The organism is Roseivivax sp. THAF30 (assembly GCF_009363575.1).
GTDB lineage: Bacteria > Pseudomonadota > Alphaproteobacteria > Rhodobacterales > Rhodobacteraceae > Roseivivax > Roseivivax halotolerans.
This window is the reverse complement of record NZ_CP045389.1, coordinates 3,409,265-3,431,840: the sequence shown is the minus strand read 5'-3', so window position 1 is coordinate 3,431,840 and position 22,576 is coordinate 3,409,265. Positions and strand designations below refer to the sequence as shown.

At 62.1% G+C, this 22,576-nt stretch carries 21 protein-coding genes and 1 tRNA gene; 10 read left to right on the top strand and 12 right to left on the bottom strand.

The genetic code is table 11. The annotated features are described in order from the left end of the window. Positions 1-92: 92 nt before the first annotated feature. From FIU91_RS16630 to FIU91_RS16620, 3 genes are read left to right on the top strand one after another with little or no spacing between them, the layout of a single operon-like run. Positions 93-1,307 carry an amino acid ABC transporter permease gene (locus FIU91_RS16630; protein WP_152463325.1) on the top strand — a complete coding sequence of 405 codons (1,215 nt, stop codon included), beginning with the start codon at positions 93-95 and terminating at the stop codon, positions 1,305-1,307. A gap of 1 nt (position 1,308) precedes the next feature. Continuing rightward, on the top strand, positions 1,309-2,601 hold the full coding sequence (locus FIU91_RS16625; RefSeq protein WP_152463324.1) for an amino acid ABC transporter permease: 1,293 nt from the start codon (positions 1,309-1,311) through the stop codon (positions 2,599-2,601). Positions 2,602-2,613: 12 nt separating this feature from the next. Then, a complete protein-coding gene (locus tag FIU91_RS16620; RefSeq protein ID WP_093008847.1) occupies positions 2,614-3,408 on the top strand; it encodes an amino acid ABC transporter ATP-binding protein in 795 nt (264 codons plus the stop codon). Between the two features lie 48 nt (positions 3,409-3,456). On the opposite strand, the gene FIU91_RS16615 is transcribed toward FIU91_RS16620, so the two are convergent. The 7 genes from FIU91_RS16615 to ttcA all read right to left on the bottom strand — a co-directional run bounded on the left by FIU91_RS16615 (position 3,457) and on the right by ttcA (position 10,721). Beyond that, positions 3,457-3,951, bottom strand: coding sequence for a histidine phosphatase family protein (locus tag FIU91_RS16615; protein ID WP_152463323.1), 495 nt, complete (start codon positions 3,949-3,951; stop codon positions 3,457-3,459). Positions 3,952-3,955: 4 nt separating this feature from the next. Continuing rightward, complete coding sequence (argB, locus tag FIU91_RS16610) at positions 3,956-4,846, bottom strand: acetylglutamate kinase (protein WP_093008845.1); 891 nt, start codon at positions 4,844-4,846, stop codon at positions 3,956-3,958. Between the two features lie 69 nt (positions 4,847-4,915). Further along, a complete protein-coding gene (gene yihA, locus FIU91_RS16605; RefSeq protein ID WP_152463322.1) occupies positions 4,916-5,566 on the bottom strand; it encodes a ribosome biogenesis GTP-binding protein YihA/YsxC in 651 nt (216 codons plus the stop codon). Continuing rightward, on the bottom strand, positions 5,563-6,309 hold the full coding sequence (locus tag FIU91_RS16600) for an MOSC domain-containing protein (protein ID WP_152463321.1): 747 nt from the start codon (positions 6,307-6,309) through the stop codon (positions 5,563-5,565). The genes yihA and FIU91_RS16600 overlap by 4 nt, the downstream gene beginning before the upstream one ends. Continuing rightward, the gene (yidC, locus tag FIU91_RS16595) at positions 6,306-8,129 is read right to left on the bottom strand and encodes a membrane protein insertase YidC (RefSeq protein WP_152463320.1); all 1,824 of its coding nucleotides are present in this window, start codon (positions 8,127-8,129) and stop codon (positions 6,306-6,308) included. Before yidC ends, FIU91_RS16600 begins: the two co-directional genes overlap by 4 nt. Positions 8,130-8,373: 244 nt before the next feature. Then, positions 8,374-9,774 (bottom strand): EAL domain-containing protein, encoded by a 1,401-nt coding sequence (locus FIU91_RS16590; protein ID WP_152463319.1) that lies wholly within the window; start codon positions 9,772-9,774, stop codon positions 8,374-8,376. 68 nt (positions 9,775-9,842) lie between these two features. Continuing rightward, positions 9,843-10,721 (bottom strand): tRNA 2-thiocytidine(32) synthetase TtcA, encoded by an 879-nt coding sequence (gene ttcA / locus FIU91_RS16585; RefSeq protein ID WP_152463318.1) that lies wholly within the window; start codon positions 10,719-10,721, stop codon positions 9,843-9,845. Between the two features lie 110 nt (positions 10,722-10,831). Here ttcA and FIU91_RS16580 point away from each other — a divergent pair, with 110 nt between their 5' ends. Then, entirely contained in the window at positions 10,832-11,362 is a 531-nt protein-coding gene (locus FIU91_RS16580) for a superoxide dismutase family protein (protein WP_254701991.1), read from the top strand. A 60-nt stretch (positions 11,363-11,422) separates the two neighbouring features. Here the strand turns inward: FIU91_RS16580 and FIU91_RS16575 are convergent, their stop codons facing one another. The 4 genes from FIU91_RS16575 to rpmH form a co-directional block, all read right to left on the bottom strand. Continuing rightward, positions 11,423-11,683 (bottom strand): hypothetical protein, encoded by a 261-nt coding sequence (locus FIU91_RS16575; protein WP_152463316.1) that lies wholly within the window; start codon positions 11,681-11,683, stop codon positions 11,423-11,425. A gap of 312 nt (positions 11,684-11,995) precedes the next feature. After that, positions 11,996-12,229 carry a membrane protein insertion efficiency factor YidD gene (yidD, locus tag FIU91_RS16570; protein ID WP_093008837.1) on the bottom strand — a complete coding sequence of 78 codons (234 nt, stop codon included), beginning with the start codon at positions 12,227-12,229 and terminating at the stop codon, positions 11,996-11,998. Continuing rightward, positions 12,226-12,642, bottom strand: coding sequence for a ribonuclease P protein component (gene rnpA, locus FIU91_RS16565; RefSeq protein WP_152463315.1), 417 nt, complete (start codon positions 12,640-12,642; stop codon positions 12,226-12,228). Before rnpA ends, yidD begins: the two co-directional genes overlap by 4 nt. Positions 12,643-12,667: 25 nt before the next feature. Then, complete coding sequence (gene rpmH / locus FIU91_RS16560; protein WP_093009249.1) at positions 12,668-12,805, bottom strand: 50S ribosomal protein L34; 138 nt, start codon at positions 12,803-12,805, stop codon at positions 12,668-12,670. A 326-nt stretch (positions 12,806-13,131) separates the two neighbouring features. Between rpmH and FIU91_RS16555 the strand changes: the two genes are divergently transcribed. The 5 genes from FIU91_RS16555 to FIU91_RS16535 all read left to right on the top strand — a co-directional run bounded on the left by FIU91_RS16555 (position 13,132) and on the right by FIU91_RS16535 (position 18,275). Further along, positions 13,132-13,860, top strand: coding sequence for a TVP38/TMEM64 family protein (locus tag FIU91_RS16555; RefSeq protein WP_152463314.1), 729 nt, complete (start codon positions 13,132-13,134; stop codon positions 13,858-13,860). Between the two features lies 1 nt (position 13,861). Further along, positions 13,862-15,280: an NAD(P)/FAD-dependent oxidoreductase gene (locus FIU91_RS16550; RefSeq protein ID WP_152463313.1), complete on the top strand. Its 1,419-nt coding sequence runs from the start codon at positions 13,862-13,864 to the stop codon at positions 15,278-15,280. Positions 15,281-15,304: 24 nt separating this feature from the next. After that, positions 15,305-16,684, top strand: a complete 1,380-nt coding sequence (locus FIU91_RS16545; RefSeq protein ID WP_152463312.1) for a HAMP domain-containing sensor histidine kinase — start codon at positions 15,305-15,307, stop codon at positions 16,682-16,684. A 69-nt stretch (positions 16,685-16,753) separates the two neighbouring features. Beyond that, positions 16,754-16,830 (top strand) — tRNA-Arg (locus FIU91_RS16540). 152 nt (positions 16,831-16,982) lie between these two features. Then, positions 16,983-18,275 carry a DUF6538 domain-containing protein gene (locus FIU91_RS16535; protein ID WP_152463311.1) on the top strand — a complete coding sequence of 431 codons (1,293 nt, stop codon included), beginning with the start codon at positions 16,983-16,985 and terminating at the stop codon, positions 18,273-18,275. Here FIU91_RS16535 and FIU91_RS16530 read toward each other — a convergent pair. After that, positions 18,236-18,463, bottom strand: coding sequence for a hypothetical protein (locus FIU91_RS16530; protein ID WP_152463310.1), 228 nt, complete (start codon positions 18,461-18,463; stop codon positions 18,236-18,238). The genes FIU91_RS16535 and FIU91_RS16530 overlap by 40 nt on opposite strands. A 210-nt stretch (positions 18,464-18,673) precedes the next feature. Here FIU91_RS16530 and FIU91_RS16525 point away from each other — a divergent pair, with 210 nt between their 5' ends. Next, positions 18,674-22,507 carry an Eco57I restriction-modification methylase domain-containing protein gene (locus FIU91_RS16525; protein WP_152463309.1) on the top strand — a complete coding sequence of 1,278 codons (3,834 nt, stop codon included), beginning with the start codon at positions 18,674-18,676 and terminating at the stop codon, positions 22,505-22,507. Positions 22,508-22,576 lie beyond the last annotated feature (69 nt).

Here is a 22,576-nt window from a genome sequence, read left to right as displayed (position 1 = left end):
TTTTCCGTATAGTCGGACCATAAACGATCGAGGCCCGTCAGCCCGGACAAACCGGGCGGCAAGAGGTCCTCGAAAACTCCAGGGATACCCAAATGTCGACACTCAGCGATCCGCCGCGTGAGTCGTTCAAGCCGTCGATGCTGCTGAACGATACGCGGTATCGAGGATATACGTTCCAGTTCATCGCGATCGTTCTGGTTGCCGCGCTCTTCGCCTATCTGGGCCTGAACCTGCAGCGCAACCTGGCGGCGGCGGGGCTCACTATCTCCTTCGATTTCCTGGGTGAGCCGGCGAATTACGACATCAACCAGACACTGATCGAATACAACAACCAGATGGACCATTGGCGGGCCTCGCTGGTCGGCGTTCTCAATACGCTCCTGGTCTCGTTCCTGGCCTGTATCACCGCTACGATCATCGGCGTCGTTGCAGGCGTTTTGCGCCTGTCCAACAACTGGCTCGTACGAAAGCTGATGTCGGCCTATGTCGAAGCCTTCCGCAACGTCCCGGTCCTGATCTGGATCATCATCATCTTCACGATCATGACCGCCGTCCTGCCCGCGCCGCGCGCGTTCCGGGGCGAGGATGCCACCGCGTCGATGATTTTCGGCTCGGTCGCCTTCACCAACCGCGGCGTCTACATCCCGAAGCCGATCTTCGGGCCGGGCGGCTGGACGGTCATGTTGGTCTTTCTTGCGGGCGTCATCGGCGCGTTCGCCTATCGGCGCTATGCGACGAAGCTTCTTTATGCGACGGGCAAGCTGCTGCCGATGGGGTGGCCGGCGCTGCTTATCGCTTTCGTGCCGGCGATCCTCGTCTTTTACCTTCTGGGCCAGCCGATAAGCCTCGAATATCCGGAGCTCGGCGGCTTCAACTTCACCGGGGGGATCAACATCCTTGGCTCGCTGATCGCGCTGTGGTTTGCGCTGGCGATCTATACGGGCGCGTTCATCGCGGAAAACGTGCGCGCGGGCATCCTGTCGGTATCCAAGGGACAGACGGAGGCCGCGGCCTCGCTCGGCCTGCGCCCGCGACGGATCATGAACCTTGTCGTGCTGCCGCAGGCGCTCAGGGTGATCGTGCCACCGCTGATCTCGCACTACCTCAACATCACGAAGAACTCCTCCCTCGCCATTGCCGTCGGCTACATGGATCTGACCGGCACGCTCGGGGGGATCACGCTCAACCAGACGGGCCGCGCGATCGAGTGCATCCTGCTGCTCATGGCGTTCTACCTCGCGATCAGCCTTTCGATCTCGGCGATCATGAACGTCTACAACAATGCAGTTTCGCTGAAGGAGCGCTGAGATGGCCGATATGCACGCCCATTCCGTCCGCTTCGTCCGCGAGACCATGCTGCCGCAGGCGGAACCGCCCACGACCGAGCGCGGCATCGTCAAATGGATGCGGGAGAACCTTTTCTCGACCATCCCCAACGGGATCCTCACGCTGGCTGCGCTCTGGTGCATCTGGTGGCTGATCTCTTCGGTGCTGCCCTGGTTCGCCAACGGCATCTGGGATGCGCCTTCGATCCGCGCGTGCCGGGAGATCCTCGATGGGCAGGTCGGCGGCTGTTTCGCGGTGCTGACCGAGCGCTGGAACCAGCTTCTCTTCGGCTTCCAGTACCCGTCGGAGCTGTACTGGCGTCCCTCGCTGGCCTTCCTGCTGCTGTTCATCGCCATCGCCCCGGTGCTCTTCCGCAAGCGCTTCCCGGCGCAGATGCTGGTCTTCACGGCAATCTACCCGTTCCTCGCCTATTGGCTGATCTGGGGCGGCTCGATCCTGGTGCCGGTTTTCGCCGCGCTGGGCTTCGTCGCAGGCTACGTGGTCTATTCCCGCCTCGTCGCGCAGAGCTTCGCGATGGGTTTCTTCGGCGGCATCCTCGCGGCTCTCGTCTTCTGGTGGGTGATCGGCATCGTACCGACCGAGGGGATCATCGCGCTCGAGCCGGTTGCGTCGCGGAACCTTGGCGGGTTCATGCTGAACCTCATTCTCGGAACGGTCTGCGTGTCGCTCTCCATTCCTTTCGGCATCGCGCTGGCCCTCGGGCGGCAATCGGACATGCCGGCGATCAAGTGGATCTGCATCATCTTCATCGAGTTCGTCCGGGGTGTGCCGCTCATCACGCTTCTCTTCGTGGCGAACGTGGTCCTGGCTTACTTCCTGCCGCCGGGCACCAATTTCGACCTGATCCTCCGGGTGATCATCATGATCACGATGTTCGCCTCGGCCTATATTGCCGAAGTGATCCGGGGTGGCCTCGCCGCGCTGCCGAAGGGCCAGTATGAAGCCGGTGACAGCCTCGGGCTCGACTACGCGCAATCCATGCGGCTGATCATCCTGCCGCAGGCGCTGAAAATCTCGATCCCGGGCATCGTCAACGTCGCGGTGGGCCTCTTCAAGGACACCACCCTCGTCTCGATCATCTCGATGTTCGATCTCGTGGGCATGATCCGCGGGCCGATCCTCGCCTCCACCGAGTGGAATGGCGTCTACTGGGAGCTTCTGGGCTTTGCCGCGCTCCTGTTCTTCGTCGTCTGCTTCGGCATCTCGAAATATTCCCAGTGGCTCGAACAAGAGCTGTCCACGGACCGCCGGTAAGGGAGCATCCAAATGACAAATACAGCCCTAGAGACCCCCTCCGTCACGCCGGGTCAGATGCAGGTCTCTGACGAGGTCGCGATCTCGATCGAGAACATGAACAAGTGGTTCGGCTCGTTCCACGTTTTGCGGGATATCGACCTGACCGTCTATCGCGGCGAGCGGATCGTCATCGCGGGGCCGTCAGGCTCAGGCAAGTCGACGCTCATCCGCTGCATCAACGCGCTGGAAGAGCACCAGAAGGGCCGGATCGAGGTGGATGGCACTGTTCTGTCCTCGGACATCAAGAACATCGACGCGATCCGCTCCGAGGTCGGGATGGTGTTCCAGCACTTCAACCTCTTCCCCCATCTCACGATCCTCGAGAACTGCACGCTGGCCCCGATCTGGGTGCGAAAGACGCCCAAGAGGGAAGCCGAGGAAACCGCGATGCACTTCCTCGAGAAGGTGAAGATCCCGGAGCAGGCGGACAAGTATCCCGGCCAGCTCTCGGGCGGTCAGCAGCAGCGCGTCGCGATCGCCCGGTCGCTCTGCATGAAGCCGCGGATCATGCTTTTCGACGAGCCGACCTCGGCGCTCGATCCCGAGATGATCAAGGAAGTGCTCGACACGATGGTGGAGCTTGCCGAGGAAGGCATGACGATGCTCTGCGTGACGCACGAGATGGGTTTTGCCCGGCAGGTCGCGAACCGGGTGATCTTCATGGACCAGGGCCAGATCGTGGAGCAGAACGAGCCCGAAGAGTTCTTCAACAATCCGCAGAACGAGCGGACGAAGCTGTTCCTGAGCCAGATCCTCGGCCACTGACAAAGACGTCTTGCCAGAGTGAACGGGCGCCCTCGCGGGCGCCCGTTTCTATTCCATGCCCGGCAATTCTCGCGGGATCGCGAAATGCACGACCCGGCCCGTGCCGAGGGTCAGCTCCGACCAGGCATCGATATCGAACTCAGCGACCAGCGTCGCGCCGGTCGGATAATCGGCGAAGCGAGAATGGCTCGGTGCCTCCGCGACAAGATCGCCCGCGGTGATCCCGATACCGGGATTGTGCCCGATCAGCAGAACGGTTTCGGCGGTTTCCTCGCGCAGTTCCGCGACGATTTCGTCCGGCTCGGCCAGATAAAGCGCGCGGGTCGTCCTCACTTCGCAGTCGAGATCGAGCCGCCCGAACGTCTCAACCGTCCGCATCGACGAGGAAAGAAGCGCCGCATCCGGCGTCAGCCCGGTTTCCCGGAGCCAGGCTGCAAGCGCCGTGCAGGAGGCCCGGCCCCGCTTGTTGAGCGGGCGTTCGTGATCCTCGAGCCCTTGATGCCAGTCGGACTTGGCGTGGCGCATGAGGATCAGACGACGCATGAGGTCACTCCGCCCCGTGTTTGGGAAGGTTCGCGTGCCGGATGAGCGAGCCCGCACCGTGTTCGGTGAAAAGCTCCAGCAGGCAGGCATTCGGCACCGTGCCGTCAAGGATGACGACGCCGCGCACACCGCGCTCCAGCGCATCGAGGCAGGTCTCGACCTTGGGGATCATGCCGCCTGCTATGGTGCCATCCTCGATCATCGCGCGCACCTCTTCGGGGGTGAGCGCCGTCACGATCTCGCCAGAGGCGCCCTTCACCCCCGGCACGTTGGTCAGAAGCAGAAGCCGGTCGGCCTTCAGCGCACCCGCGACCGCGCCCGCAGCGGTGTCGCCATTGACGTTATAGGTTTCCGCCGGGTCCATGCCGGTCGCCACAGGCGCGATCACCGGAATGATGCCCGCGCCCATGAGGTCGCGCAGCACCTGAACGTTGGTCTCGATCGGCCGCCCGACCCAGCCAAGTTCGGGATCGTCGGCTTCGCAAACGATGAGATCATCGTCCTTGCCCGAGAGCCCGACCGCGCGGCCGCCTTCATCCATGATCGCCTGCACGATACGCTTGTTCACAAGACCCGTCAGGACCATCTCGACCACGTCAACGGTGGCCTGGTCGGTGACGCGCTTGCCACGCAGGAATTTCGACTCGATGCCGAGCTTCTCGAGCATTTCGTTGATCATCGGTCCGCCGCCATGCACGACGACCGGGTTGATGCCGACCTGCCGCATCAAAACGATGTCGCGGGCGAATTCGGCCATGGCCGCGGTGTCGCCCATCGCGTTGCCACCGAACTTCACAACGACCACAGCGCCCGAATAGCGCTGCATGTAGGGAAGCGCCTCTGAAAGGGTGCGGGCGGTGGCGTGCCAGTCTCTGTTCATGTCCTGCGTCTTCATCTGCGGTCCCGGAAAAGGGGTCTGCGTGGGTTATCGGGCCTTGCCTTCCGGCGTGCAAGAGCGCGAGGCTCAGGCGAGGCTTGCGACGATGGCGCGAAGCGTGGGGATGCCGTCGCCCTTTTCGGACGAGGTCAGGACGATCTCGGGATAGGCGGCGGGATGCTTGGCGAGCGCTTCGCGGACCTGCGTGAGGATACGCGCGCGGTCCTTCTCCTTGACCTTGTCGGTCTTGGTCAGCACCACCTGAAAGGTGACGGCGGACTTGTCGAGAAGCGTCAGGATTTCCTGGTCGACGGCCTTCACGCCGTGCCGCGCGTCGATCAGCACGAAGGCGCGGCGCAAGTTCGCGCGGCCCGACAGGTACTGCTTGAGAAGGCGCTGCCATTTCTCGACAACCGGCAGCGGCGCGTTGGCATAGCCGTAGCCCGGAAGATCCACGAGGTAGTGGCTTTCGCCCAGGGTGAAGAAGTTGATCTCTTGGGTGCGGCCCGGCGTGTTCGACGCGCGCGCCAGCCCTTTGCGCCCTGTCAGAGCGTTGATGAGGCTAGATTTGCCGACGTTGGACCGCCCGGCGAAGCAGACCTCGGCCCGATCGCTCGGCGGCAGGCCGTCCATCGCGACGACGCCCTTGAGGAAGTCCGTGCCGCCCGCGAAGAGGCGGCGCGCATCTTCGGCGACCTGCGGATCGGGCTCTTCGGCGGCGGGGAAGGGCAGGCTCATAGGATCACCATTGTATCGCCGGTGGCGATCCGCCCCGGTAGGGTGCAGCTCGCCTGTACCGAAAAGTCCGTATGTCCCCAGCTGCGGAGCGCGCCGAGCGTGTCGGCATCGCGGAGGCCGGTGTCAGGGTTCGCTTCGGTCGCGCGGCAGCGGCCCGTGCGCTCACCAATCTTGAAACGCGCCTCGCCAATGCGGATCTCGCGGCCGACAAGGTCGAATTCTTCCCAAGGGGCGAGCCCGTCCAACCAGATATTCCCGCGCCAGCGATGGGGCGAAAGTGTGCGTCCGACACGCTGCTCGACCGCGCGGTGCGAGGCGGCGTTGCAAATCGTCACGGTGAAATCGGGATTGTCGGTGAAGCCGCGCTCCGAGGCGCGGACGACCGCCTTCGGGGCTGGCCGGCCTTCAGCGACTAGCGGCGCAACCCACGCGAGAAGCGTCTCGGCATCGCGCGCCGGATCGAGGGTGATTGACTCGGCATCCGGGTGCGACAGGGATAGCTGTCCGTCGTCTTGCAATTCAGCCGTCACCGCCATCAGCGACGGAGAGCTTGCCCCGCGCAGGTAGTTGCGGCACATCGCCCACTTGCCGCTTAGCGCCGCATCCTCGGCCGCCTCGTGCGCGATGGCCCAGAGCCTGTCGCCGGGCATGGTGCTGCCCGGCTCGAGGAACGTCTCCGTCACCTCTTCGCGGCCGACACCCTTGATCGGATGCCGCCAGAGCGAGGCGACGCGTGCGGTCATGTCTCGTCCGAGCTCTTCTTCTTGAAACTCGACAGGATGTTGCCCAGGAGATCTGGCTTATACCCCTGGCTGCGCATGATCGCGTATTGCTGGGTAAAGGTGATCGTGTTGTTGGCGATCCAGTAGACCACGAGCCCGCTCGCAAAGCTGCCGAGCATGAACATGAAGACCCACGGCATCCAGGCAAAGATCATCGCCTGCGTCGGGTCGGTCGGGGCCGGGTTCAGCTTCTGCTGCAGCCACATCGACACGCCGAGAAGCAGCGGAAGGATACCGATGAAGATCAGCGCCATGATCGAGCCTTCGGGCGGCGCGCCCCAGGGCAGAAGACCGTAGAAGTTGAAGATCGATGTCGGATCAGGGGCTGAAAGGTCCTGGAACGGGCCGAAGAAGGGGGCGTGGCGCAGTTCCAGCGTGACGAAGATCACCTTGTAGAGCGAGAAGAAGATCGGGATCTGAAGAAGGATCGGCAAACAGCCCGAAGCCGGGTTCACCTTTTCCTTCTTGTATAGCGACATCATCTCCTGCTGGAGTTTCTGGCGGTCGTCGCCGGCGCGTTCCTTGATTTTCTCCATCTCCGGCTGAAGCTCTTTCATCTTCGCCATGGAGACGTAGGATTTGTAGGCCAGCGGCAGCAGCAGCGCCTTGATGCCGAGCGTGAGCGCGATGATCGCGACGCCCATGTTTCCGATGATCGCGTTCAGCCAGTGCAACGCGGCGAAGATCGGCTTGGTGAGGAAGAAGAACCAGCCCCAGTCGATCGAGTCGACGAAGCGCTCAATGCCGCCGCTCTGGTATTCGCGGATCGTCTCCCATTCCTTCGCGCCAGCGAAGAGTTGGGTCGTGACCTCGGAGCTTGTACCGGCGGCGATTTCGACCGTCGGCAGCACGGCCTCGGTCTGGTAGATATCGCGGCCCGCATCGTATTTCGCAGCGGCGCGGAACCCGCTACCGGGCTCTGGGATGAGGGTCGCCATCCAATAGTGGTCGGTGAAGCCGATCCAGCCGTTATTGTTCACCTGGAAGCGTTCGGCCTGCGCGCCGCCCTCCGCCGGCAGGTCGGTCATGTCGCCCCAGCCGATCTCGGTCAGCTCGCCGTCGGTCATGGCGATGCCGCCTTCATGCAGGATGAAGAAGTTCTTCGCATTCACCGGCTCGCCGTGGCGGGCGAGGATGCCGTAGGGCGCGAGGCGCTGGCTGCCCTCGGTCGGGTTCTCGACTGACTGCGTCACGGTGAACATGTAGTCGGAATCGACCGCGATCTTGCGTCTGAAGATAAGGCCAGACGGGCTTTCCCATTCCAGAAGGATCGGGTCGTTCTCGGTCAGCGTCTCGCCTTCGGCGATCTGCCAGTCGGTGTTCGGGCCGGGCACGTCTGCTGCCGAAAGGCCCGAGCCGGGGGCCCAACCGTAGAGCGCGTAATAGGCCTCGCCGCCGCCAACCGGGTTGAACAGGTGAACGATCTCGGAGTCGGGCTCGATCGTTTCGGTGTAATCCTTGAGCTGCAGATCGTCGATCCGTCCGCCCCGGAGGGACAGCGAGCCTGCAAGGCGCGGCGTGTCGATGGAAATGCGCGGCGCATCTTCGGCTGTCTCGTTCGCCGTCGCGGTGTCGGAGGTGGTCGCAGTGCCGTCACCGGGCGCGGCATCGGGAACGGAGGCCGTGTCCGGTGCGTCCTGAACCGTGTCGGCAGTCTCCTGCGTGGCGGTCGCGTTCGGGTCGATCGGCTCTTCCGGCGGTGGGAACAGCAGGAACCATACGAGGATCACGGCGAAGCTGAGTGCCGTCGCGATGAGGAGGTTCTTGTTCTGATTGTCCATGTCGGACCGGTCCCACACTGTCATGTCAAGTGGTGTCGGGTTCAACAGCCCGGACCGCCGAAGGTCAAGTCGATTCAGGGTGAGCGGCGGGTCTGGCGCCATTGTGAAGACGCGCCGGGTCGGCGCGCCGGAGGTCTTCGCGGCCTCGTGCCATTGGTCTTGTTATCCTTGCCGGCCGTGTGCGTGCGCCGGGCGCCGGGCACGCGGCTCAACCATGGCACCGCGTTTTGCCGGCTTGGCCCGGTCACGCGCGGCGCGGTAGAGGCGGCGCCTTGATGATCTGGGCCTCATGGGCGGGCAGCCATTCCGCGAACTTCTGCGCGGGCATGGGTCGGGCGATGCAGAAGCCTTGAACGTGATCGCATCCGAGCTGCGCCAGTAGAGCATGTTCCGCCGCGCGCTCCACCCCTTCGGCGACAGTTTCGAGGCCAAGCCGATCAGCGAGTGAGAGAAGGGCCGTGACCATGCGCCGCTGCGCGGGATCGCGGTCGACCTGAGCCACGACGCTTCGGTCGAGCTTGATGCGTTGGATCGGAAGCGCACGCAGTGTGGTCAGGGGCGCGGCACCCATCCCGAAATCGTCGAGGTCGATGCCGCAGCCGATCCCGGCGAGTTGCCGCACGGTTCCGGTCACAGCGTTGTCGCGCATATCTGCCACGACGGTCTCAAGTATCTCGATCGCGAGCCGGTCGGCAGAAATCCCGTGCCTGTCGAGCTCCCATTTCAAGTAAGTCACGAGCGTGGGGTCGGTCAGCTCTGCCGCGCCGAGATTGATCGAAACGCGGGGTACGATGAGCCCCGCGGCATCCCAGGCGGCCAGCGCCTCGAGCGTGCCGGTGATCATGGTCCGCGCGAGGCGCTCGATCCGACCGGAGCGCTGTAGCGTATCGAGAAACTGCGATGGGGGGAGCACGCCGCGTTCGGGATGCTGCCATCGAGCAAGAGCTTCCGCCCCGCTGACCCGTCCGCTGGAGGTGCAGATCTGCGGCTGGAACCACGGCACGATTTCACCGGCCTCGAGCGCGGTTGCCAACTGGCGCGCCAGATCGCGGCGCGCCTCGATGTCGCGCGCGATGCCGGGGGTCCAGACGGCGACGGCCTGATTGCCGCGGACAAGCGCCCGGTCGAGCGCATCCTCCGCCCGGGCGAGGCAATCGGCAGCGGGTGGCCTGCTGCCGGGTGCCGACGCGATCCCGAGACGTGCGGACAGGCGAAACTTTTGCCCGGAGAGTGTCAGCGGCTCGTCCAGCGCAGCCTCGACGCGGCGGCCGAACAGCTTTGCCTGATCGGCGGGCAAGGCCAGTGCGATGGCGAAGCGGACATCCCCGATCAGTGCTACAACGTCATGCGGACGGAGCATGTCGGTGAGCCGGTCGCGGCAGAGTGTCCGCGCATCGCGCAAGACGGATTGGCCAAGTTCGGTCGCGACCTCGGCCAGTCCGCGTATTTCCAGGATGACACAGGTCGGCACGAGGCCCGCGCCGCCAGGCCGCGACCAGAGCAGGTCCGCCCGAGAAAGAAACCCGTCCACACCGACGATACGTTTTGCCTCCAGGCCCGGGCCCCCACGCGCGTCTTCAGCGGCCGGCGGGCGAAAGAGCGCGCGCCATGCCACACGTATCCGTCGCGCGATCTGTTCCCACATGAAAGCCGGCCCTTGGATGTTTCCAATTTGTTCCGGGCGACACTAGGCGCGATTCGTTGAAGACCCGATTAACGCAGCTCGGGGATCTCCGGCTCCGCCTCCTGCTCCTTGGGCGTGCCGATGCTGAGACCGGCGAAATCAAAGAGCTTGGGATCCAGAAGATGAGACGGGCGCGCGTTCATCAGCGCGCGGAACATGACCTGCCTGCGTCCGGGGCTGTTGCGCTCCCATCCGTCGAGGATCTGCTTCACTTGCTGGCGCTGCAAGCCGTCCTGGCTGCCGCAGAGGTCACACGGGATGATCGGATACTTCATCGCGTGGGCGAACTTCTCGCAATCGGCTTCCGCGACATGAGCGAGCGGGCGGAAGAGGAAGAGATCGCCTTCCTCGTTCACGAGCTTCGGCGGCATCGTTGCAAGCCGTCCGCCGTGAAAGAGATTCATGAAAAACGTCTCGAGGATGTCGTCGCGGTGATGGCCGAGAACGACGGCGGTGCAGCCTTCCTCGCGTGCGATGCGGTAAAGGTTGCCGCGGCGCAGGCGCGAGCAGAGCGCGCAATAGGTTCGGCCCGCCGGCACCTTCTCCTTCACGATGGAATAGGTGTCCTGGTATTCGATCCGGTGCGGCACGCCCATGCGTTCAAGAAATTCGGGCAAAACCGTCGCGGGAAATCCGGGCTGTCCCTGGTCGAGATTGCAGGCCAGAAGCTCGACCGGCAGAAGTCCGCGCCATTTCAACTCATGCAGGACCGCGAGAAGCGTGTAACTGTCCTTTCCGCCCGACAGGCAGACGAGCCATTTCTGCTTTTCTGCTGCCGGCTCGACCATGCCGTAGTGTTCCACCGCCTCGCGCACGCCTTGCACGATGCGTTTGCGGAGCTTCTTGAACTCCGTCGATTTCGGCGCGCCCTCGAAGAGCGGATGGATGTCATCGGCATTGTCGAACATGTCGCCTCTCATGCCAAAAGGCGCAGGCGAAGGGAAGCGAAGAGCGAAATGGGAACACAGGCTGCGCCACGTTGTTGGGTCCGAGTTATCTTAATGAGGAGATGAGATTCATGTTTACCAGATCCCTTGTCTGCGCCGCTGCGCTCGCCGCTGGCATGGCCCATGCGCAAAGCGATGCTTCAGGCGAGATGAGCCCGGCTGCGATGGCGATGCTCGTCAATGCCGATGGCGCGGAGGTCGGTGAGGTGCAGATCTTCGAGGCGACCGAAGGTCTTCTGCTCCGCGTCTCCGCCTCGGACATGGAGCCCGGCTATCACGGCTTCCATTTGCACGAGACCGGAGCCTGCGAGGGTGATTTCACCTCTGCTGGCGACCACTACAACCCGGACGGGTCCGAGCACGGGCTGCTCGCCGGCGATTCGGCGCATGCCGGTGATCTGCCGAACATCTTTGCCTCGGATGCAGGCGAGGTGCGCGCGGATATCCATGCGGCGCATCTGACGATGGACGGCGACACCGCGCCGATCATGGATGACGACGGCTCTGCCCTTATCATTCACGAGAACGCCGACAGCTATCAGGCCGAGGCCGGTGCAGGCGGCCGCGTGGCGTGCGGCATCGTCGAGATGGCAGAATCCTGAGGGCTGCCTGTCCTGCACGGATCAATGCCCCGGCTGTGCGCCGGGGCGTTTTTTATCGGTCTACCATCTATGCCAAAGCCTGGTTTGGATATCGCGCCTGACGGCGTCGGGGCGCGGCGCTCCGTCTCCAAGCCCCAGATCGGCGCGCAGGTAGGCGGGCAGGTCGTGTTCAGCGATGGGCCGCGCTTTGCGCCGCTTCAACCCGAACGCCTTGGCCGCGGTCCTCAAGAGAACGCGCCGCAACCCATGCCGAGCGATGATGCGGTCGATTTCAGTCTCCGTCCGGGTATCGACCGGGGTCAGGTAATGAATGTTGGTCATGGCGCTCCCGCCAAAAGCGGGCTCCCTTGAAACGGCGCGCGGGCAAGACGGATGTCTGACGTCGAGTCGCGGCAGGATTTATCTGTGCTGAAAAATCGAAGCTTGGCGGGCGGGGATGGCCTGCCAGGCGCGTGGTTTACCCTTGGCGGATGCCGGTAAACGATCGCGCGAAGGACACTCCGGTGCGGGAGAGGTCAAAAGCATAAAACATATGGCCCCTCCTTCGTTGCTGTGGGGTGATCCTCAGCGCGACATACACTGCCGCGACAGCTTTACCTAGAGGAAAATTCGGGAACGTGGGCTCGCGGTGCTTTATCGCCTGCGGCGCGGCGGCACGTTATCGATTCCGCTGCCGCCCCAGGGATGGCAGCGCACGATGCGCCGGAGAGCGAGCCAGCCGCCTTTCACCGCGCCATGGGTTTCGAGCGCTTCGAGCGCATAGGTCGAACATGTCGGGTCAAAGCGGCAGGAGCGTCCGAGCCAGGGCGACAGGAAGAGGCGATACCCGTGAACGGGCAGGGCAACGATGCGGGCGAGGGGGCTCATTCGGCCCTGCCGTGCAACTGGTGCAGGGCATAGGCGAGATCGGATTTGAGCGCATCATAGGGTCGCTCGGCGGTGACGTCGCGTTTGCCGATCAGGACATAATCCCATCCCGGACGGCCCAATTCGGCCACGACCTCGCGCGCGGCGGCCCGAAGGCGCCGCTTCGCGCGGTTGCGGGCAACCGCGTTGCCGACTTTCTTGGAGCAGGTGAAGCCAAGGCGGATCACGGGCTCGCCGGGCGCACGGATCCTGCCCTGCACCAGCATGCTCTTGGTGCCTTGCTTGTCAGCCCGAGCGGCACGCAGGAAATCAGCCCGGCGCTTGATCGTGGTGATCGTCGGAGCGTCCGCGCATGACAAAGCCGCCGAAGGCGATGTCCCGTCCTGAGGGTCGGGGGCCTTCGGCGGCGTCATAATAAGTCTCCGAGGCAGGGTGCGCTTACGCGCTCAGCTGCTTCCGGCCGCGTGCGCGGCGTGCGTTCAGGATCTTGCGGCCGGCCTTGGTTGCCATGCGCGCGCGGAACCCGTGGCGGCGCTTGCGCACCAGGTTCGAGGGTTGAAACGTGCGTTTCGACATGTGTCTGTCTCCGTCGTCTCGGGCCCGGCGGCGCGACGCCTCGGGGCCGATGAATCTCTTGAAGCCCGCGCTATAGGCAAGATGCGCGATCAAGTCAAACGCCGCCTTGACCTGGCGACGCGATTTCTTGCGCGGCTCGGCTTGCATGTCAGACGCGGTTGGCCCGTGCAACAAAACCGCGCCGATTGTTACAGAAACCATCGCGACGGCAGGGGTTTTGCAGCCTTGCGATCAATGCGACGTGAAGGCGCTGTCGCCCGGCACCTCGCGGCCGCATGTACCTTGGCAGGCAACATGCACGAGGGGGCCTCGAAATGGAGACCGACATGACTGAACGCGACAAGGGATCGAGTGCGCTCGTCCGCAAATTGCCATTGATCGCGATCGTTCTGGTCGCGGCGGTCGGGGCCTTCACGCTGCGCGACTACCTGACATTCGACACTCTACGAGAGAATCGCGAGGCGCTCCTGGCGTTTCGCGACGAGAATTATGTCGCGACGGTTCTGGTCTTCATGGCGGCCTATATCCTGATCGTCGCTTTCTCGCTGCCCGGCGCGACCATCGCGACGCTGACGGGCGGCTTTCTATTCGCGACCTTTCCCGGTGCGCTCTTCAACGTGACGGCGGCCACCATCGGCGCGACCGCGATCTTTTCCGCCGCGAAATGGGGTTTCGGCGAGAAGATGGCCGAGAAGATGAACGCCTCTGACGGTCTCGTGCGCCGCATCAAGACCGGCATCGACGAGACGCAATGGGAGATGCTCTTCCTGATCCGCCTCGTTCCCGCCGTGCCGTTTTTCGTGGCGAACGTCGTGCCGGCCTTTGTCGGTGTCTCCCTCTGGCGCTTCGCGGTGACGACCTTCCTCGGCATCATTCCGGGCGCGGTGGTCTACACTTCGGTCGGTGCTGGGCTTGGCCAGGTCTTCGAGCGGGGCGAGACGCCGGATCTCGGAATCATTTTCGAGCCGCATATCCTGCTTCCGATCCTGGGGCTCTGCGCGCTGGCCGCGCTGCCCATCGTGCTGAAAGCCGTGCGCGGCAAGAAGGAGCTGTAAGATGAACTCGATCAAGACAGATCTTCTGGTGATCGGCGCAGGCTCCGGCGGTCTTTCCGTCGCGGCGGGTGCGGCGCAAATGGGCGCGGATGTCACGCTGCTGGAGCGGCACAAGATGGGCGGCGATTGCCTGAACTACGGTTGCGTTCCCTCGAAAGCGATCATCAAGGCGGGCAAGATCGCCCACGAGATGCGTCACGCGGCGACCTACGGCATCGGTTCCGCCGAGCCGGAGATCGACTATGCGGCGGTCAAGGACCATGTGCACGGCGTCATCGCGAATATCGCGCCCCATGACAGCCAGGAGCGGTTCGAGGGGTTCGGCGTGCGCGTCATCCGCGAACACGGCCGCTTTGTCTCCGAGGATACGGTCGAGGCGGGGGATGCCCGGATCACCGCGCGGCGGATCGTCATCGCAACCGGCTCGAGCCCTTTCGTGCCGCCCATTCCCGGCCTCGAGGAGGTGCCCTACCTGACGAACGAATCTCTTTGGGATCTGCGCGAGAAGCCCGCGCATCTCATCGTGATCGGCGGCGGACCGATCGGCATGGAGATGGCGCAAGCGCATCGGCGTCTCGGCTCCGAGGTGACGGTGCTTGAGGGCGAGAAAGCGCTCGGCAAGGATGATCCCGAACTCGCCGCCATTGCGCTCGAGCGGCTGCGCGGCGAAGGGCTCGTGATCGAGGAGAACACCAAGGCCGCCACGGTGCGCGGCGCCGCAGGCGCGATCGAGGTCGAGGCCGAGGATGGCCGCGTCTTCAAAGGCTCGCACCTTCTGGTGGCGGTCGGGCGGAGGGCCAATACGGACGGGCTCGACCTGGATACAGCCGGGATCAAGACCACCAGGACCGGTGTGAAAGTCGACGACCGGCTCCGCACGACGAACAAGCGGGTCTACGCGATCGGCGATGCCGCCGGCGGGCTGCAATTCACCCATGTCGCGGGTTACCACGCGGGCGTTGTCGTCCAATCCGCGCTTTTCGGCCTGCCGGCAAAGGCAAAGACAGCGCATCTGCCTTGGGTGACCTATATCGAGCCCGAGCTCGCGCAGGTCGGCCTCACCGAAGCACAGGCGCGCAAGCGGCACGGACCGAAGCTCGACGTCGTGCGCTTCGACTACGACGGAAACGATCGCGCGCAGGCCGAGCGGCTGACCGACGGGTTCGTCAAGGTGATGGTGTCGGGCGGCAAGCCTGTCGGCGCGTCGATCGTGGGTCACCAGGCGGGCGAGCATATCAATTTCTGGGCCTTCGCCATCGCCAATGGCGTGAAGATGAAAGCGGTCACCAACATGGTTTCGCCGTATCCGACATATGGAGAGCTTAACAAAAGGGTGGCCGGAGCCTACTTTTCCCCCAAGTTGTTCGACTCTTCGGCAGTAAAGCGTGTGGTCCGTCTGGTGCAGCGCTACCTGCCCTGATCTTTCGAGGGCCCGCCAAACTTCATGCTGCGAACGCTATCCGGTCGATTTCTGATACTCACGGTGCTGTTCGTGATGCTGGCGGAAGTTTTTATCTTCTTCCCGTCCATTGCCCGTTTCCGCCAGGATTACCTCTTCGACCGGCTCGAGCGGGCGCAGATCGCCTCGCTCGCGCTTCTGGCCGACGACATGATCGATCGCGATCTCGAGGAAGAGCTGTTGCTGAACGCGGGTGTCTTCAACATCGTCCTGAGGCGCGATGCGGCGCGGCAGCTCGTCCTGTCCTCGCCGATGCCGGGCGAGATCGAGAAGACCTACGATCTGCGCGAAGCTGGCCCGCCGATGCTGATCATGGATGCGGTGAAGCGACTCCTCGACCCCGAGCCCGCGCTCGTGCGTGTCATAGGCAGTCCTTCGCGCGAGGCGGGGCTTCTCATCGAAGTGACGATGGACACGACCGAGCTCCGCGCAGAGATGATAGAATATGGTGTGCGCATCCTGTTTCTGTCGTTGGTGATCTCCGTCATCACGGCGGGCCTGTTGTTCATCGCGGTGCGCCAGCTCTTGGTGAAGACGATCAAATCGGTTGTGCGGAACATGCAGGCCTATGCGGCCTCGCCGGAAGATACCCGCCGGATCATCCAGCCGACATCGCGCGTGACGGAGGTGCGAGAGGCCCAGGAGGCGCTGCAATCGCTTCAAACGCAGCTCACGCAATCCTTGCGGCAGAAAGAGCGTCTGGCACAGCTCGGCGGCGCCGTGGCACGGGTCAGCCACGATTTGCGCAACATCCTGACGTCGGCACAACTTTTCACGGACCGGATCGAAGCGTCGGAGGATCCGACAGTCAAACGCATGGCACCCAAGCTCGTGAATTCGATTCAGCGCGCAGTGAGCCTTTGCGAGAGCACGCTCGCCTTCGGCCGGGCTGAGGAACCCTCGCCGACGATGACCCGCTTCAACCTCGCCGAACTCGTCGAGGATGTGTTCGAGGCCGAACGGCTTGCCATCGGTGACGACGATGTCTCGCTGTCGGCGGATGTTCCGGCCAGTTTCTCCATTCGGGGCGATCCCGAGCAGGTGCATCGCATGATCTCGAATCTCGTTCGGAACGCCCGGCAGGCCATCGCCGGGAGCGGCCAGCCCGGAGAGATCGCGGTTTCTGCCAGGTCGGGCGAGGCCGACTGGATCATCGAGGTCTGCGACACCGGCCCGGGTTTGCCGCCCAAGGCGAAGGAATTCCTGTTTCAAGCGTTTCAGGGCAGCGCGCGCAAGGGCGGCGTAGGTTTGGGCCTCGCCATCGTGTCCGAGCTGGTAAAGGGGCATGGCGGCACGCTGGAACTGGTGCGGTCGGACACAGACGGCACACTCTTCCGCATTTGCCTGCCGATGGGCGACTACTGAGCTGCGTTAGAAATTTCCCTCAAGCGGCTCTTGCAATCGCTGGGCACGCCGGATAGATCGCCCGGACACGGACCGATAGCTCAGCTGGATAGAGTACCTGACTACGAATCAGGGGGTCGGGGGTTCGAATCCTCCTCGGTCCGCCAAAATTCCCCCTCGATCACCATATAAGCCCCTGAATAGCCAAGAAATTATGGCGATCTGTCTGTTTTGGCTTCTTCCGCTGCATGCCATTTTGCATGACATTTTGCATGACATCCGGGTATGAAAGGAAAGCCGAACGATAGGAGATTCGCCCGTGGCCAAAGAGGTGGAGCTGACCAAACGGGGCGAAATATGGTATCTGGTGCGGCGTATCCCCGAACGCTTCAAAGAAGTCGACACCCGCAAGCGACTAGTGTCCATTTCACTTGAGACGGATAGTCATTCCGACGCGAAAGACAGGGCGAAGGATGTTTGGAAGGCACTGTGTGAGCACTGGCAGGCCAAACTGGATGGGCGGGGTGCCGACGCCCGTGCAGCGTTCGAGGCCGTGCGGAAGGTCGCGCGGGGCCGGGGGTTCTCGTATTTGCCGGTCGCAGAGGTTGCGGCCCTGCCAGATGAAGAGTTGCTAGCGCGTATTGCTGCGATCACGTCAACGGAAGGCCGCGTCGATCACGACGAAACCGCCGCGCTGCTGGGGACGGCAGAGGAACCACCTTTGCTTATGTCGGAGGTTTGGGATGAGTTTTACAAGCTGACAACCGACCGGCGGTTGGGCAAGAGCAAGGACCAAATTCGCAAATGGGGGAACCCCTTCAAGCGGGCCTTAAACCGGTGGATCGACGTCAACGGTGACACCGCGATTGCGAACTTGAGACGCGAGGATTTCATAGCATTTCGCGCTTATTGGGTAGAGCGTGTGGACCTCGAAGGGTTGACGCCCAATACCGCGAACAAAGACTTCGACAAGCTGACCAACGCACTTCACACGGTGATCGACGCGCTGGGGCTAGACCTTGTTCTGCCTATACCGAAACGCAACTGGCGTTTGCCGAAAGTCGATCCAGTCTCGCCGCCGCCGTTTTCGTCTGACTGGATCAAAGACGTGATCCTCGCTCCGGGCGCGCTGGACGGGTTGAACGATGAAGCGAAGGCTATCCTTTTAATCTGCCTCAACACCGGGGCGCGGCCCTCAGAGGTCGCGACTCTCATGCCGGAACGGATCGCGTTGGAGTCGACCGTGCCACACATTCAGATTAGGCCGGATGGTCGGGTGATTAAGACCAAGCGGGCCAACCGCGATATTCCGCTTGTGGGGGTGGCGCTTGAAGCGGCGCGGGCGCACCCGCAGGGGTTCCCTCGGTATCGTGATAACCCTTCGTCGCTGTCGGGGGCGCAGCTAAAATACATGCGCGCCAATGGCCTAATGGAGTCAGAAGATCACGTTATCTATTCGCTGCGCCACTCTTTCGAGGATAGGATGCTGTCGGCCAACTTCCCGGAACGGGTGAAAGCCGACCTCATGGGCCACGACATTAACCGTGAGCGCTACGGCAAAGGCCTGCCACTTCAAGGCATGGCCGATCTTTTGGCCCCCATATCGTTCTGACGTGAGGCCAACCATGCGGCGGCACTAGCCTGTTCGGCTGTCTGCCGGTCCTGACCTTCCTTTGCCTCTGTCCAGATCGCTTCGAGGCGCGACCAGATCAGCCCCAGCGCCGGATTGTCGGGCAGTGTCTGGGCGATCTTCATCATCGCGAGTTCGATTTGGTCGATGGTCGGGCGGGTGGTCTGCATGAACTCAGTGATACAGCCGCTGACGCGGCGTTGCGGATCTCAAATGTGTTCTGTGTGAGGCTCCATCGCGCCTCATGAATGGACCTCGATGGGCGGGCCGCCACTCCTATGATCCTGAGAACACTTGTGAATCAGCGCCAAAGCCAAGATAGTCGTAGTGATCCGACATCCCGTTCGGGACAGTAGGGCTGTCCGTCAGGGATTCTCGTAATGGGCGAACTGCAAAACACGTTCATATCAAGATCGTTTCTGCGATCTGTCTGGGCGCATGAATACGAAACGTTCAAAGACAGTGACGAGGAAGCCGCACTCTTCGACCGGCTCAAACGCTGGGCGGACCGTGACATTCACAAGGAAACGACCGCGCAGTCCGCGCTGCTGGAAGAGTTCTTTCACGCTACATGGGATTACGTGCAAGCGGGTCAGGCTGGCGGCGAAAGCGCCTACACGCTCTATCCCGCTTTCCCCGTCGCTGGTGCTGGCCAGCGTGGTGGCACGGGCGAGGCGGACGCGGCACTTGGGCATTTTACGCCGGATGGGAGCAACCCTATCCCTCAAGTTCTTGTCGAGTTCAAGGACATCAAGAGCGCGCTAGACGCACCACAGAAGCGCAAAGGCAACTCACGCTCCCCTGTAAAGCAGGGTCTCGACTACCTCTTTTCAAGTCGCAAGGGCATGTTCGGCTACGAGGCCATCATACCGACTTGGGCGCTTGTCACTGACATGAACGAGTTCCGGCTCTATTGGGCTGATCGGGGCGAACGACAATTTATCAGCTTTGCCCTTGAACGGCAGGACTTGCTGCAACGGGCAACCCTTCTGGACGAGACAGAGGAGGGACGTTTCGACCGTTTCCTGTTCTACCGCATCTTCCACCGCGATACGCTGATCGTTCAAGGAAACAGCGGGCGGTCAGAATTGCTGTCGCTCATCGGGCAACAGCGGTTCCGGCAGAACGAGTTGGAAAACCGTTTCTATGCGGAATACCGCGCCTTCCGTGAACACCTTTACCGGACCTTGTTGGAACACAATGGACCCGGCACTGATCGCTTTCCAGGCACAAAGGGGCGGCTAGTCAGGCTGGCGCAAAAAATACTCGACCGCGCGATCTTCGTATTCTTCTGTGAAGACATGGGGCGTGCTTTGGGCTTTCCGCCGCAGCTTTTCCGGGACTACCTGATCCGCGAAGCCGATGATCAATACTTTGACCCCAAGGGAAACGACATCTGGCAATGGCTTCTGCGCCTGTTTGGGGCCATGAACGATGGCCGTGCCTTCGGAGATCACAAGATCAACCAGTTCAATGGCGGCCTGTTCGCGGCTGACCCGGAACTTGAAGCCCTACAGGTTCCCAATTCGGTATTCTGTGAACGTGGACAGGGACAGAACGAGGCCAGCCTTGCCGCCAACACCCTGACGCTGCTCTACTTGTCCGCCAATTACAACTATGCCTCTAGCTGGGGTGAAGGGGTTGCCAACGAAGGCACGACCCTTGCTGCCAAGAGTGATCCGGAACGCAGCATCGGCCTCTACACATTGGGACGCATCTTTGAGCAGTCGATCACCGAACTTGAAATCCTTGAAGCCGAAGAAGAAGGCCGCATGTCGGTCAACAAGGAAAGCAAGCGCAAACGGGATGGCGTCTACTACACGCCTGAATGGGTCGTAGAGCGCATTGTGGATGAAACCGTGGGCCGACGCCTGAAAGACATGAAAGCCACTTGTGGCTGGCCGTCAGAGCGTCGGGAAGCCCTTCCAACAATTGAGGCTGTGGAAGCCTATGAAGCAGAATTGCGCGACATTCGGATTGTTGATCCGGCCTGTGGCTCTGGGGCCTTTCTGATCACGACGCTGGGATACCTATTGGACGAATGGAAAGCCCTGCGCGACGTGCGCCGCCAGTTAGGTCAGCGGATGGCCGAAGAGGATTGGACGGATGGCGCGGTGCGTGAAATCCTGCGCCGGAACCTCTATGGCGTAGACATCAATCCTGCGTCGGTAGAGATCACCAAACTGGCCCTATGGCTACACACGGCCCGGTCTGATCGTCCGCTGTCATCGCTGGATGCACATATCCGGGATGGCAACAGCCTGATCGGGCCTGAGTTCTACGATGGTCTTGCGCCCTACTCCGACGACGAAGTGGAGCGCATCAACGCCTTCGATTGGCAAGCGGCATTTCCAGGCGTGGAAGCAAAGGGCGGCTTTGACGCTGTCGTGGGCAACCCCCCATACGTCAAGCTCCAGAATTTCCGCAAAGTTCACGCCGATATGGCGGCGCACCTGAAAAAGCCACCCAAAGAAGGCGGGGCCTATTGCAGCACCCAGACCGGAAACTTCGACCTGTATCTGCCCTTCGTGGAAAAGGGCATTGACCTTTTGAACGAGGACGGGCGCTTGGGCTACATCGCTCCGTCTGTTTGGCAGATGAACGAATACGGTGCAGGGCTGCGCGGAGTGATCGAAGAGGGGCGCAACCTCTGGGGTTGGATCGACTTCGGGTCGCACCAGATTTTCGATGAAGCGACGGTCTACACCGCGCTCATGTTCTTTTCCAAACGGCCCAATGACGAAGTGGCGGTTGTGAAGGCTCCAAATGGTGTCGTGGCAGAAAGCCCATGGGAGGCCGAAGACATCCGCTTGCCCTATGATCGTCTGACGTTCGGAGATCGTTGGTTACTTGTGACAGGCGCGGAACGTGACTTAATCGACAAGCTGACCGAAAACGGTGTGCGGCTGGATGATCCCTCCGTGTCGCGGAACATCTTCGTTGGCATCCAGACCAGCGGCGACCAGATTTACCACCTTAAACGGCTTGGGCCGAACCGCTACGAGGAAAAGCCCCCGAAAGGCGAAAGGCGCGGGCGTATGGTAGAGATCGAAGACGAAATCATGAAGCCGCTCGTATCGGGCGCGGAAGCCAATCGTTACCTGACGCCTCAGACCGATACGCACCTTCTGTTTCCATACGATGTCAGCGGAAACCGCCCGTCTCTCATTCCAGCCAGCGCGATGAGCTCACAGTTTCCGAATGCCTGGGCATATCTGACATCGTATGAGGGTAGTCTTCGAAAGCGGGAAGACAGCAAATTTGACGACAACGAATGGTATCGCTTCGGGCGAAACCAGAACATTGGAATTCAAGAGGAGCCAAAGCTACTGGTCGCCCAAACGGTCAATTCGATGCAGGTCTCGGCGGATAGCGAAGGCGCGTTCTACATCAACAACGTCCGAGTGAACGGCATCATGCCAGCGCGGGGCGTTTCCCTGTGGGGCACGTTGGGCGCGCTGAACGCAAAGCCCTGCGACTTCTACTTCCGCAAGACCGCCAAGCCAAAGGACAACGGATACTTCGAGGCAAACAAGCAGTTCATCAAGTATCTGCCGATCCCGGTCGCGGAGGGGGAAGATAGTGCGGCGCTGGCTCGTGACGGCGAACGCCTTCAAGACTTGCATGACCAGTTGCGGCAGGCTTTGGACGACATCGCGCGCCGCATGGGTTCTGTCCGCATCCGGCCTCGCCCGGACGATTGGCTATTCCCCGATCTGCCCGATCTTGAAGAGTTGAAAGACGCCGCGCCGAAACGACTGATCGGTGCGGAGCGCCGCAATTGGGCGAAGGAACGCCTTGCAAGAGAGCTGGAGGCGCGACACGCCGCGCTGGAGTATAACCTGAAACCGGGAGTGCCCTTGTCGGCGATGCTGGAACGGGGCGAACTCCGCTTTCTGATAGATGGTATACCCGCAATCACCGGTATTTTCCCGGCACCAGAACAGGCCCCGTTCATTCTTGCCCAATGGAAGGTTCTGGCCAGCCGAACCGAAGTGACAGCCCGGATAACGGGCAAAAAACTTGCGTCAGAACTGAAGAAGATTAGCCTAAGCGCCGACGATCACATCATGAACGACGTCATCCGGCTGGCCGATGAAGTGATGACCCACGAAGCAGAAATCGCGGAACTCGAGGACAGTATCAACGCTACTGTCTACCGTTTGCACGATCTGAGTCCCGGTGAGATAGCTCTGATCGAAGCCTCGCGCTAGACTGTCTGCTTTGAGTTCGCGAGCGCTAACAGGCTTACACTTCGAACTGTAGCAAGCTGACAGGTCCTG